Here is a 12,686-nt window from a genome sequence, read left to right as displayed (position 1 = left end):
CGAGCTGTCGCTCTCGATGCGGGGCATCGACACGCCCGTGCCGCCCGAGGCGTCGACGCCCGCCCGCGTCGCGACGGCGGCTCCGGCCCCGTCTCGCGCCGCTGGCGTCCCCGAGCGCAGCTTCGCGGCCGATCGCACGCCGCTGCCCGATCGACCGCTGCCGCCGGAGCGGCGGTCGCCGCCGCCGGAGCGGGCGAGCGCGCCGGAGCGAGCGAGCGCGCCGGAGCGAGCGAGCGCGCCGGAGCGAGCGAGCGCGCCGGAGCGAGCGAGCGCGCCGGAGCGGGCGAGCGCGCCGGAGCGAGCCGGTGGCCAGCGCATCGACGAGCTGTTGCGCGAGATGATCGCGCGTGGCGCCTCGGACCTGCACCTGTCGGCCGACAACCACCCGGTGCTGCGGGTGCACGGTGAGATCACCCCGCTCACGCAGCGGCCGCAGCTGTCGTCGCGCGAGGTGTTCGCGCTCGTCGAGCCGTTGCTCGACGAGCGCACGCGTCGTGACTTCGCCGAGCTGCGCGATGCCGACTGTGCCTACGAGGTGCCCGGGCTGGCCCGCTTCCGCGTGAACGTGTTCGAGGATCGCAAGGGCGTCGGCGCGGTGCTGCGGCAGATCCCGATCGCGATCGTGCCGGCGGAGCAGCTCGGACTGCCCAAGGCGTGTCTCGACCTCTGCAACCTGTCGAAGGGCCTGGTCGTCGTCACCGGCCCGACCGGCTCCGGCAAGTCGACCACGCTGGCGGCGATGATCGACCACATCAACAAGCACCGCACCGACCACATCATCACGATCGAGGATCCGGTCGAGTTCGTGCACACCAACATCAAGTGCCTGATCAACCAGCGCGAGGTCGGCACCCACACCAAGGGCTTCAAGCAGGCCCTGCGCGCGGCCCTGCGCGAGGATCCCGACGTCGTGCTGGTCGGCGAGATGCGCGACCTCGAGACCATCGCCATCGCGATCGAGACCGCGGAGACCGGCCACCTGGTGTTCGGCACGCTCCACACCACCACCGCGACCAGCACCGTCGATCGCATCATCGACCAGTTCCCTGCCGATCGTCAGGCGCAGATCCGGGTGATGCTCAGCGAGTCGCTCAAGGGCGTCATCGCGCAGGTGCTGTGCAAGAAGAAGGGCGGCGGGCGGGTGGCGGCGCAGGAGGTACTGCTGTCGACACCGGCGGTATCGGCGATGATCCGCGATGCCAAGACCTTCCAGCTCACCAACGTCATGCAGACGTCGAAGGCGCTGGGCATGGTCACGATGAACGACGCGCTGCTGGCCCTGGTGCAGCGTGATCTGGTCGAGCCGCGCGAGGCCTACCTCAAGGCCGTCGACAAGGCCGGCCTGGTGGGCCTGTTCAAGAACGCCGGGCTACCGACCTCGTTCGCCTGACGGCCTCGTCAGGCGGCGCGGGCGGCCATGCCACGGCCGAGCTTCTCGAGCCCGGCCTGGATGAGCTTCGACCACAGCTGGGCCTGGCGGTAGACCGCAGCGCCGTCGACGTCCGGGTGGGCCGCGAGCGCGGCGACGGCTTGCTCGACCCGCGAGGTGGCGTCGAAGAGGCTGCGCTCGGCGGCGCGCAGCAGGGCCGCGGCTTCATCGTCGTGCATCGACTGTGGCATCGTCCCTCGTGCGAATTCAGCATGACGGGCGAAGGTGCGATCGACGAGGACGAGCAAGCGACGTTTTGCCCACGCCAGCGGGAATTCGCACCGCAGCGAGGCTCCAATCCGGGACCGCGGGTGAGATCCCCGGGATCGCGCCCTTCAGGACGCACGCACGCGGTCGCCGAATTGCGGCGTACGGCCCTGTAGGACCGCGTCGGAGGGCTTGCGCGCCCACGCGCTCGTCGGCCGCGATCCGAGGATCAGTACAGGATGTGATCGACGGCGCGCTCGGGGGCCGGCACCGCGGTGTCGCCCAACATCTGACGCAGGTCGATCTCGATGCCCCGCGAGAGCGCGTTCATCGGCACGTCGTTCATGCTGCGCTCGAAGGGGTCCTCGCTCGAGTCGCCGATGCCCTCCATCATGATGAACACCCACGTGACCAGGCTCGACGACAGCACCATCGTGAGCCCCGGGAGCACCAGGCCCGCGCGGGTCGCCGCCTCGATGTGCGTGGCGAAGACGTCGAGCATGCCGAACGGCAGCAGCACCGCCAGCACCCGCGTGAACAGGCGGCTGAACTCGGCGTACTGACGGGGCAGCGGCGTGTTCTTGATGCGCTCGCACATCCCCTGCAACGAGTACATCTCGCGGATCGCCTCCATCATCGAGATCTGGTGGAAGAGGTCGAGCCGCTGCGCTCGCACCATGGTCGCGAGCTGCTCGCCCTGGCGCTGCAGCAGGTGGGCCGCTGGATTGGCGACCGCGCGGGTCGCCGCGAGCTCCTCGTCGGCCAGCAGCGGCGAAAGCTCGAGCTCCCAGTCGTTGCGCATGAGCTCGGCGTGTCGCTCGAGCCGGGCGCGTGTGGTCCGCGAGGGGCGCTCGTGGAACCGTGAGGTCCGCCGCAGCTGCAGGCGCAGCGCGTTGACCCATGCGAGGTGGCGCAGCACCAGGGCGCGGCGGGCCGCACGAGCGTCGTCGTCGTCGTGCCCGGCGTGGACATAGCAGGTCACCGCGGTCGCCCACGTGCGCGAGACGTTGACGATGCCGCCCCAGATCTTGCGGCCTTCCCAGAAGCGATCATAGGCGGCGTTGTTCTTGAAGCCGACGTAGAACGCGACTGCGGTGCCGACGGTGCCGATCGGCAGGAACGGCACGCGCAGGAAGGTCAGCTCCGCCCAGGCGTAGAGGGCGAACACCACCGTGGCCCACGCGGCTGCGCGCAACACCGTCGGGGCCGAGAAGAGGAGCAGCAGGCGGATCGGGAATCTTCGCGTGAGCAGCATTGGGGCCGGTGCTGCCCTGGCTTGTGACCGCTTCTGGGGCCGCGCGCAATCACTGCGTCGCAACGCCGTCGGTCGCCGGCGCCGCGGCGGTCGTGGGCGGCGCGGCCTCGTACCAGCGGCGGCCGTGGGCGGCGGCGCGCTCGAGCTCGGCGATGATCTGCGCGCCCAGCAGCAGGATGATCGCCGCCACCTCGAGGCCGAGCAGCGAGACCACCACGGTCGCGAGCGACCCGTAGACGACGTGGACCAGCGACAGCGTCGCGAAGTACCACATCATGATCGAGCGCACGATCTCCCAGAGCAGCGCTGCCACCACCCCGCCGACGATGGCCCGCCGGGGCTTGATGTGCACCTGCGGCATGAACCAGTAGAACGACGACAACAGCAGCACCAGGCCGAGCAGCGCCAGCGCCTTCACCAGCGGCACCGCGGTGTCGCTGTCGATCGCGAGCCCGAACGCGCGGATGCCCGTCGGTGGCAACGCATCGAAGGCGACCATCAGCAACGTGAGCGCGAGGATGCCGGTCGAGATCAGCAGCACGTAGGCGAGCGGCAGCACGAACGCGCGCAGCCGGTGCAGCGTGCGGGGACGCGGGCTGCGTTCGAACACCACCGAGAACGCCTCGTCGAGCATGCGAAAGCCCATGGCCGCGAACAGCACCAGTGCCACGAAGCCCACCGCGCCGATGGTCGTGCGACGGGCGACGAAGGCCTCGAAGACCTCGGTGATCGCATCGCCGCGCCCCGGCAGCAGGGTATCGGCCTGCAGCGCGATGGCCTCGACCAGCACCGCGGGATCCACGATGGTGGAGAGCACCACGACCACCAAGGCGAACAACGGCACGATCGACAACAACGTGTTGTAGCCGAGCGCGCCGGCCAAGAGGAAACCGCGGTTGCGTCGGAACTCCCGCATCACCCGCACGGTGAAGCTGGCGAGGCGGCGCGGCAGCGAGGTCGCCGGCGGCGCAGAGGCCTCGGTGGCGCTCGGTGTGGTCACTGGCGTCACCGCGCGAGGCTACCAGCGTTCGCCGACCGCAGACACGCCGTGCGTTTCGTGCGCGGAGCTGGCACGCTCCGCGGGATGAGTGGCCGTCCTGCGAAGAAGAGCAAGCGCAGCGTGATCTTGCGACCGCTGCTGCCGGCCGATCTGGCCGGGGTCCAGGCGCTGCACGCACTGTGCTTCCCGGGCATGGCGCCGTGGTCGGCCGAGCAGTTCGAGAGCCAGCTTCGCATCTTCCCGGAGGGCCAGATCGGCGTCGAGGTCGACGGCCAGCTGGTGGCGACCTCGAGCTCGCTGTTGGTCGACGGCCGCGACTACGAGGGCCGCCACACCTTCGCCCAAGCCTGCGACGGCGGACGCATCGGCAACCACAACCCCGACGGTGACTCGCTGTACGGCATCGACATCGCGGTGCATCCCGAGCATCAGGGCCTGCGCCTGGCCCGACGCCTGTACGAGGCCCGCCAACGTCTGGTCACCTCGCGCAACCTCCGGCGCATGCTCATCGCCGGGCGCATCCCCGGCTACGCCGCGCATGCCGATCGGCTCGACGCCGACGCCTACGTGCGCAGCGTGCTCGACAAGCGACTGCGCGACCCCGTGCTCACCGCTCAGGTCGCCAATGGCTTCGTGCTGATCCGCGTGCTGCCGGAGTACCTGCCCAGCGACCGCGAGTCCCGTGGCCACGCGGTGCTGATGGAGTGGTTGAACCCCAACTACGCGCCCGCGCACTCGCGTGCGACCGCCCGCGAGCGCATCCGGGTCTGCGCGGTGCAGTACCAGATGCGCACGGTCGCGGACTTCGATGCGTTCGTGAAGCAGTGTCGCTTCTTCGTCGAGACCGCATCGGACTACCGCGCCGATTTCGTGCTGTTCCCCGAGCTCCTGACCAACCAGCTGCTGTCGCTGGTACCCGCGGAGCGCCCAGGGCTGGCGGCCCGTCGTCTCAGCGAGTTCACGCAGGGCTACGTCGACGCGTTCGTCGACATGGCGATTCGTTTCAACGTGAACATCGTCGCCGGCACCCACCTCAACGTGGTCGGCGATCGCCTGTTCAACGTCGCGTACCTGTTCCGACGCGACGGCTCGATCGCCGAGCAGCACAAGATCCACATCACGCCGTCGGAGAGTCGCTGGTGGGGGGTCTCGCCGGGCAATCGCGTCGAAGCCATCGAGACCGACTGCGGGCTGGTCTCGATCCTCATCTGCTACGACGTCGAGTTCCCCGAGCTGGCGCGGGTGGCCGCGGCGAAGGGCGCGAAGGTGCTGTTCGTGCCCTACAACACCGACATCCGCTCGGCGCACATCCGCGTGCGCTCGTGCGCGCTGGCGCGCTGCATCGAGAACCACGTCTACTGCGTGACCGCCGGCGCGGTCGGCAACCTGCCGATGGTCGAGGGCGCCGACATCCACTACGCCCAGTCGGCGATCCTCACGCCCTCGGACATTCCCTTCCCCTGCGACGGCATCGCGGCGGAGGCGACCCCGAACGCCGAGGTCATGCTGGTCCACGACCTCGACATGGCGACGCTGCAGCGATCGTTCCGCACCGGATCGGTGCGGACCTGGCACGACCGTCGCCGCGATCTCTACGCCGTGACGTTCGCCGACGACGACGGCGAGCGGGAGTACTGAGCCGTGGATGAACGCGACGTGTCCACTTGCTGCGTGGGCGCCTCGCCGTCACGCCGCGCGATCGAGCGTCGCCGTCTGCGGCGCGCCCAACGGAATGACCGTCGCGGTGCGCTCCAGCTTGCGCCAGCCGTGGCGCCCACCCGCGAGCACGGCAATCATCGCCCGCAGGCTCACCAGGTAGAGGAACTGGCGGTACGTGAAGCGCTGGATCAGCAGCAGCGGCAGCCAGCGCATGGGCTTGCGGTCGAGCGCGAACGCCAGCACCGAGGCCAGTAGATCCATGGCGAGGAACCCGAGGTAGCCCGAAAGCACGGCGCTCCACGAGCCGGTCGCGAGCGCGAACAGCAGTGCGGCGTCGCCGATGGGGCTGACCAGCGGGAACAGCACCTGGAACAGCAGCACGTTGGGCAGCGCGACCCAGCCGAGCGTGCCGCGCAGCAGCGCACCGCGGTGCTTCGCGAGGCACTGGTAGGTACCGTAGGTCCAGCGGAAGCGCTGCTTCCACAGCGCGCCCAGCGACAGTGGTGCCTCGGTACGACCGACCGCGCGCGGCTCGTAGGTGATGCGACCGCCGCTGCGCAGCACCGTGAGCGTGAGATCGGCGTCCTCGACGAGGGTGTCGTGGCTGTAGCCGCCGACCGCCTGCACGGCGCTGCGTCGCCACGCACCGAGGGCGCCGGGGACCACGCCGATGCAGTTGAGTGCCGCGAAGGCGCGGCGGTCGAAGTTCTGGCTGGTGATGTACTCGATGGCCTGGAAGGCGGTCAGCGCCGAGCAGACGTTGCCGACCTCGACGTTGCCGCACACCGCCACGACCTCGGGATCGTCGAAGTGCGCGACCATGCGGGCGATGGCGTCCGCGGCGATCTGAGTGTCGGCATCGACGGCCACGATGATCTCGCCGCGCGCCGCGGCGATGCCGAGGTTGGCAGCCGAGGCCTTGCCACCGTTGGGCTTGCGCAGGCAGCGGACGCGGTGGTCCTCGCGGGCCAGGCGCAGTGCGATCGCGGCGGTGTCGTCCGTGGAGCCGTCGTCGATGACGATCACCTCGAGCTCACCGTAGTCGCCGGCGAGCAACGACCGCACGCTCGACTCGATCACCGCGGCTTCGTTGAACGACGGCAGCAGCACGCTGACCAGCGGTCGCCGCGGCGGCGCGCGGCGGGGCTGCGCCGGTGGGCGTCGCAGGACCAGCCCCGCCAGCGCGACGATCCGCGCGGCCGCGAGCGCGGTGCAGATCGCGAACAGCCACGGCAGCACGGCGGCCGAGCCGGCGTAGAGCGAAGACCACACGCCGTTGGCGACGCCGATCGCCGCGTGGGGCAGGGGCAGGGCGGGCGCCAGCGCGGCGGGCGGGTGCCCGAGGTAGCTGTCGAGCCCGATGATGGGATGGCCGCGTCGCGCGAGCTCCGGCACCAGGCGACGCACGGCCTCCACGGTGGCCCCGCGATCGCCACCGCCGTCGTGCAGGACCACCACGCGGCCGCCGTCGTCGACCTGCGCCAGCACGCGCGCGACGATCGCATCGGCGTCGGCGTGGTCCCAGTCGGCGGGGTCGACCGACGCCGCGACGTAGGCGTAGCCGTGGTCGAAGGCCGCGGCGTGCTGCTCGACTTGATCGGCGTCGGCATCGTCGAACGACGCGGTGAAGGGTGCGCGGTAGAACAACACCCCGTGGCCCAGCAGGGCCTCGAGCAGCCGTGCGGTGCGCTCGAGCTCGCCGTCGGCGTCGGCGCGCGGCAGCGCGGCCATGTCGGGGTGACTCCAGCTGTGGCTCGCGACCACGTGGCCGTCGGCGGCGGCGCGTCGCACCAGCTCGGGATGCGCGAGCGCCTGCTCGCCGACCACGAAGAAGCTCGCCGGGGCCCGCAGCTCGGCCAGGGCGTCGAGCAGCGCCGGCGTCCAGGTCGGATCCGGTCCGTCGTCGAACGTCAGCACGACGCCGGCGCCTTCCGTATCGCCGACGCGCTGCAACAGCGTCGGATGCGGTGGCTCGAGCTCGGCGCTGCGCACGAAGCCAGCCGCGTCGAGCTCGACCACCCGTCGACCCGACCGACGCTCCGCCTGCCGCACGATGACGTCGCCGCGGCCCTGCGTCACGACTCCGGCGGGCGCCGGGAGTTGGCGGAGCGCGGCGGCGCGGCCCTCGGGCGTGGCGGCGCGGAGCACCGGCCACCACTGCGTGTCCTCGGTGCCGGCGCGCCACAGCGCCGTGCGGTGCAGCCCGCGGGCATCGAGCGACGCCAGCGCGTCGGCGCCTGCGGCGGCATCGAGGCACCACACGCGATGCTCGCCCGCATCGCCATCGTAGGCGAACGCGAGGTTGCCGGTCTCAGCGACGGTCCGCGGGCGTAGGCCGTGGCGCGCCGCGAGGATCCACGCCTCGTCCAGTGTGCGCGAGGTTGCAGCGCCGCTGCGCGGCCAGTCGTAGCAGTAGCCGCCGAGCGCGACGACCAGACGCTCGCGGTCGATCGCGGCCAGTGCGGAGTCGACCTGCTGGCCCAGCCATGCACGCGCCGCGATCGGGCCAGGCGCACCGTCGGCGTGGTGCTGGTCGTAGGCCATCAACACCACGGCGTCGGCGACTCGATCGATGCGGGCGAGGTCGAACGCGGGATCGCCGGCCGCGACGTCGATGGTCACGCGCAACCCGGCAGGGTGCAGGGCCTCGCGCAGCTCGACGAGCAGCTGCACCACACCGCCGGCGTCCTCGGGTGCGAGCGCCTCGAGGTCGAGGTTGACCCCGTCGGCGCCGCGCTCGATGAGCTCCGCCGCCAGCGTCGACGCGACGCAGGCGCGGGCGTCGTCGTCGGCCAGCAAGCTCGAGGTCTCGGCACTGGTCCAGCGATCGCCGTCGAGGTTGGCCACGCGCGGGAGCAGCAGCGCGTGGGAAGGGCGCGGTTCGTGGCCCGCACCGGGCATCACTTCGACGGTGCAGTCGGCCCCGCGCACGCGGAACCAATCGGGCGAGATCGCGTCGATGTCCTCGGCGTGCGCAACGACGCTGGCGTCGGCGTCGGGGGCGTCGACGTGGAAGACCAGGTGGGTGCCCTCGGGCAGCGGCAGCGCGGCGTCGTCGATGCGGGCGAGCGCGCGATCGGCCGCCTGCTCGCGGGCCCGCAGCAGCGCGAGGTACTCGCGCGTCGGCGGCGGTGCGATCGCGTCGTCGTCCGGGCCCGTCGGGTCGGACGGCGGCGATTCGGCCCACGTGGTCGTGGCGTGCGGGGCCACCACGGTCGCCGGCAGGCTGCGCGCGGTGGGCAGCGCTCGCCCTGCGAGCACCCCGAGTCCCACCAGCGCCGCCGCCGTGACGACGGCGAGGGCGAGTCGGGAGCTCCATCGTCGTCGTCGTCGCGTCGGGTCTTCGAAGATCATCGGGGGTCGACCGCTCGCGCCGCATCGACGACGGCGCGCCAGCAACCATCGGCGGTGCGCCCATCGGCTTGACGCGACGCGCGCGGCACATGGGGCCGTGGGCCCGAGCGCCGAGGTCCACCCTGGGACGCCCTCGTGGCGCGCGGCGCTCGGTCGATTCCCCTCGCTGGGTTGGCGCGGACGTGTCGACGTGGCCGCCACCGCGATTTCGTGGGACATACGCAGGCGAGCCCCGTGGAGCCGTGAGCGAGTCCCCGACGCCAGCCACCGACGAAGCGCTGCTGACCGCCGCCCGCGAGGGGGATCGCGCCGCGCTCGAGCAATTGCTCGAGCGGCAGCAGGCACGGATCTATCGCTTCGGGTTACGCATGTGCCGCGATCCCGAGGACGCCCGCGATGTCCTGCAGGAGACGTTGCTCGCGATGGCCCGCGGCGTGCGGGAGTTCCGTGGCGCGTCCTCGCTCTCCACATGGCTGTACGTGGTTGCGCGGAGCTACTGCGCGAAGAAGCGCCGCCGCAGCAAGTTCGCGCCCCACGGTCCCGCATCGGTCGAGCGCGAGGCCGCCGACGAGGTCGAGCGCGTGCCCGATGGCGCGCGCGCGCCCGACGAGGCCGTCGCGGGCCGGCAGATCGAGCAGGCCGTCGAGCAGGCGATCGCCGCGCTCGATCCGGCGCAGCGCGAGGTGCTGGTGCTGCGAGATGTCGAGGGGCTCACCGCGCCCGAGGTCGCCGAGGTGCTCGGCATCGGCGTCGCGGCGGTGAAGAGCCGACTTCATCGCGCGCGCCTGGCCGTACGTGCCGCGCTCGCGCCGTCGTTGGGGGTCGCGCCGCCGGCGGCCGCGACCAGCTGCCCCGACGTACTCACGACCTTCTCCCAGCACCTCGAGGACGAGATCAGCGCGGACGTGTGCGCGCAGATGGAGCGCCACTTGGCGGGCTGCGAGCGCTGCCGCGGCGCCTGCGACTCGCTCAAGCGAACGCTGGCGCTGTGTCGCACCGCCGGGCCGACGACGGCGGTCCCGCCGGCGGTGCAGGCCAGCGTGCGGGTCGCGCTGCGCGGCCTGCTCGGCCCCACGTCGGGCTGAATCCTTTTCGTCGCCCGCGGCTCCCACCTGCGGGGAGTCCAGCGCATGGCAGTCGTGACGGTGACGGAGTCGAACTTCGAGGCGATCGTGGGCCAGGGCACGGTGCTGCTCGACGTATGGGCAGCCTGGTGCGGCCCGTGCCGGATGTTCGCACCGGTGTTCGAGGCTGCGGCCGCGCGGCACCCCGGCGTGGTGTTCGGCAAGATCGACACCGAGGCCGAGCCGGGTCTGGCGGCGGCGTTCGGCATCCGATCGATTCCGACGCTGCTGGTGCTGCGCGACGGCGTCCTGTTGCTGCAGCAAGCGGGCGCGGTGCCCGGTGGCGTGCTCGACGAGGTTCTTCGCAAGGTGGCCGCGCTCGACATGGACGAGGTGCGGCGAACGATCGAGCTCGAACGAGGGGCGTCGCAAGCCCCCATGGGAGGTGCGTGATGTGTCGACGAGTCCAATGTCCAACCTGCAAGCGTCCCACCTTCGCCGGCTGCGGCGCGCACATCGAGCAGGTCCTGGGTGACGTGCCCGCGGCCGAGCGTTGCCGCTGCCGCGAGACCGCGCAGGACGGCAAGGCCGACCCGGCGGGCGGCGGCGGCGGATGGCTGCGGCAGCTGTTCGGTCGTTGACGCGACGCCGTCAGAACACGGTGACGTCGCCCATGACGGCGGGCGCCTCGTCGTCGCCGACGTCGTCGACGCCGACGTAGCCGAGGCGACCCGCACCGCCCAGCCCCCAACAGCGCACGCCGTGGGTATCGAGCCGTCGCACGCAGGTGTGATCGTTGCGTGAGTTCAGTGCATCCGCGGGGCCGCCGAGGTCGATCGGCGCCACGCTTCCGGGGACTTCATCGTCGCCGATCGCGACGGTGTCGCCGCGGCCGAGCTCGCCGAAGTCCGCGAAGCCCCAACAGCGCACGCTGCCGTCTTCGAGCAGCGCACAGCTGTGGAAGAAGCCGCCCGCGAGATCGATGGCGACGCCACCGACGTCCACGAGCCCGGCGGTGCTGGGCAGCTCGTCGTCGCCGAGGTTCTCGGTGTTGCCGTAGCCGAGCTGCCCGAAGTTGTTCGCACCCCAGCAGCGCACGCCGCCGTCCTGGACCCGCGCACAGGTGTGGAAGCCGCCCGCGACCACCTGCTCCACCACGTCACCGCCGAGATCGACCACGCCGATGCTGCCGGGCAGCTCGTCGTCGCCGAGATCGTCGGTGTTGCCGTAGCCGAGCTGTCCCTCACTGGCCTCGCCCCAGCACCGCACCGACCCGTCGTCGAGCCGCGCGCAGGTGTGCTGCACGCCGGCGGTCAGCTGCAGCACCGTGCCGCCGATGTCGACGGTCGAGACTGTACTGGGTAGCTCGTCGTCGCCGATGTGTTCGGTATTGCCGAGGCCGAGCTGCCCGTGGTCACCCGCACCCCAGCAGACCACGTCGCCGCTGGCCAGGATGGCGCAGTTGTGGAAGGCGCCCACCATCAGCTGCGTCGCCGGGCCACCGAGATCGATCGGCCCGACCGCCGCCGGCGGCTCGTCGTCGCCGATGTGTGCGGTGTCGCCGAGGCCGAGCTGGCCGTAGGTCGAGTCGCCCCAGCAGCGCACGAAGCCGTCGTCCTGCAGCGCGCAGGTGTGGAAGTAGCCGGCACCGATCGCGGCGGCGAAGCCCCCGAGATCGATCACGTCGGTGCTCGCGGGCGCCTCGTCGTCGCCGATGTCGGCGGTGTCGCCCAACCCGAGCGCCCCACTGGCGCCGGCACCCCAGCAGCGCAGGGCGCCGGCGTCGAACAGCGCGCAGGTGTGTTGGCCGCCGGCCGCGATCGCGGCCACGTCGGTGGTGGTGCAGTCGGCGTCACAGCCATCGGCATCGGCCCCGTTGCCGTCATCGCAGAGCTCGCTCGCAGAGGCATTCACCACGGCGTCGCCGCAGGACGCCGCGGTGCAGTCGAGATCGCACGCCGCCGACTCGCCCTGGTCGTCGCAGATCTCGCCGGGCTCGACGACGCCGTTGCCACACGACGGCTCGATGCCGCCAGAGCTGCTCGCGTCGGTGGCACCGCCCGAGCCACCGCCGTCGGTGGTGGTGGCGGTGTCGGAGCTCGCGCCGCCGGTGGAGCCCGAGCCGCCGGTGGAGCCGCCATCGCCGGAGCTGGTGCCCCTCGCATCACCACTCGACGAGGCTCCGCTCGAGCCGCCGTCGCCGGTCGAGCTCGAGCCGCCGTCGCCGGTCGAGCTCGAGCCGCCGTCGCCGGTCGAGCTCGAGCTGCCGTCGCCGGTCGAGCTCGAGCTGCCGTCGCCGGTCGAGCTCGAGCTGCCGTCGCCGGTCGAGCTCGAACTCGAGCTGCCTCGGGTGGTGTCGTCGCGCCCGCTCGAGCCCTCGCTCGACGACGCCTCCGAGGTCGCGCTGCTGGTGCTGCCCCCACCGCTGCTGTCGGCGGTCATCGCCGTCGTCGTCGAACCGCTGGTGTCGGTCGTCGTCCGGCTGGTGCTCGAATCACCGCTTTCACCGGTATCCGAGGCCTCGACGACGTCATTGCAACCATTCGCCACGAGTGAGCACGCGATCACCCACCGCGACAGCATTCCTGTGTCACGCATGTCCGCATCGTATCGAGAATCGGCGCCATGTTTCGATCGTCGCGCAATCATGCGTTCGATCGCGCAATCGGGTCGAATCCACCGGCCCCGGCGCGCGGCGGCGGGTCCAGCGGCTCTCGT

Annotated in this window: 10 protein-coding genes; 5 read left to right on the top strand and 5 right to left on the bottom strand. The window is 71.6% G+C overall.

Annotation, left to right across the window (positions count from 1 at the left end; all coding sequences use genetic code 11):
- Positions 1-16: 16 nt before the first annotated feature.
- On the top strand, positions 17-1,390 hold the full coding sequence (locus IPH07_25400) for a PilT/PilU family type 4a pilus ATPase (protein MBK6920757.1): 1,374 nt from the start codon (positions 17-19) through the stop codon (positions 1,388-1,390).
- 8 nt (positions 1,391-1,398) lie between these two features.
- Here IPH07_25400 and IPH07_25395 read toward each other — a convergent pair whose 3' ends face one another.
- The 3 genes from IPH07_25395 to IPH07_25385 all read right to left on the bottom strand — a co-directional run bounded on the left by IPH07_25395 (position 1,399) and on the right by IPH07_25385 (position 3,900).
- Positions 1,399-1,608, bottom strand: a complete 210-nt coding sequence (locus IPH07_25395; protein MBK6920756.1) for a hypothetical protein — start codon at positions 1,606-1,608, stop codon at positions 1,399-1,401.
- Between the two features lie 257 nt (positions 1,609-1,865).
- A complete protein-coding gene (locus tag IPH07_25390; GenBank protein ID MBK6920755.1) occupies positions 1,866-2,891 on the bottom strand; it encodes a hypothetical protein in 1,026 nt (341 codons plus the stop codon).
- A 49-nt stretch (positions 2,892-2,940) separates the two neighbouring features.
- Positions 2,941-3,900, bottom strand: coding sequence for a YihY/virulence factor BrkB family protein (locus IPH07_25385; protein ID MBK6920754.1), 960 nt, complete (start codon positions 3,898-3,900; stop codon positions 2,941-2,943).
- Between the two features lie 75 nt (positions 3,901-3,975).
- On the opposite strand from IPH07_25385, the gene IPH07_25380 reads away from it, so the two are divergent.
- The gene (locus IPH07_25380) at positions 3,976-5,529 is read left to right on the top strand and encodes a GNAT family N-acetyltransferase (GenBank protein MBK6920753.1); all 1,554 of its coding nucleotides are present in this window, start codon (positions 3,976-3,978) and stop codon (positions 5,527-5,529) included.
- Between the two features lie 48 nt (positions 5,530-5,577).
- On the opposite strand, the gene IPH07_25375 is transcribed toward IPH07_25380, so the two are convergent.
- Positions 5,578-8,904, bottom strand: a complete 3,327-nt coding sequence (locus tag IPH07_25375; protein MBK6920752.1) for a glycosyltransferase — start codon at positions 8,902-8,904, stop codon at positions 5,578-5,580.
- A gap of 89 nt (positions 8,905-8,993) precedes the next feature.
- Between IPH07_25375 and IPH07_25370 the strand changes: the two genes are divergently transcribed.
- Genes IPH07_25370 through IPH07_25360 form a run of 3 tightly spaced genes read left to right on the top strand, consistent with a single transcriptional unit; the run spans position 8,994 to position 10,609 of the window.
- The gene (locus tag IPH07_25370; protein MBK6920751.1) at positions 8,994-9,989 is read left to right on the top strand and encodes a sigma-70 family RNA polymerase sigma factor; all 996 of its coding nucleotides are present in this window, start codon (positions 8,994-8,996) and stop codon (positions 9,987-9,989) included.
- Between the two features lie 45 nt (positions 9,990-10,034).
- Positions 10,035-10,421, top strand: a complete 387-nt coding sequence (locus IPH07_25365; GenBank protein MBK6920750.1) for a thiol reductase thioredoxin — start codon at positions 10,035-10,037, stop codon at positions 10,419-10,421.
- Positions 10,421-10,609: a hypothetical protein gene (locus tag IPH07_25360; protein MBK6920749.1), complete on the top strand. Its 189-nt coding sequence runs from the start codon at positions 10,421-10,423 to the stop codon at positions 10,607-10,609. The genes IPH07_25365 and IPH07_25360 overlap by 1 nt, the downstream gene beginning before the upstream one ends.
- Positions 10,610-10,619: 10 nt before the next feature.
- Here the strand turns inward: IPH07_25360 and IPH07_25355 are convergent, their stop codons facing one another.
- Entirely contained in the window at positions 10,620-12,566 is a 1,947-nt protein-coding gene (locus IPH07_25355) for a hypothetical protein (GenBank protein MBK6920748.1), read from the bottom strand.
- Between the last annotated feature and the right edge of the window lie 120 nt (positions 12,567-12,686).

It is taken from the genome of Deltaproteobacteria bacterium (assembly GCA_016709225.1).
In the GTDB taxonomy this organism is placed as follows: Bacteria; Myxococcota_A; Polyangia; order Nannocystales; family Nannocystaceae; genus Xiheibacterium; species Xiheibacterium phototrophicum.
This window is presented reverse-complemented; position numbering and strand designations above follow the sequence as displayed.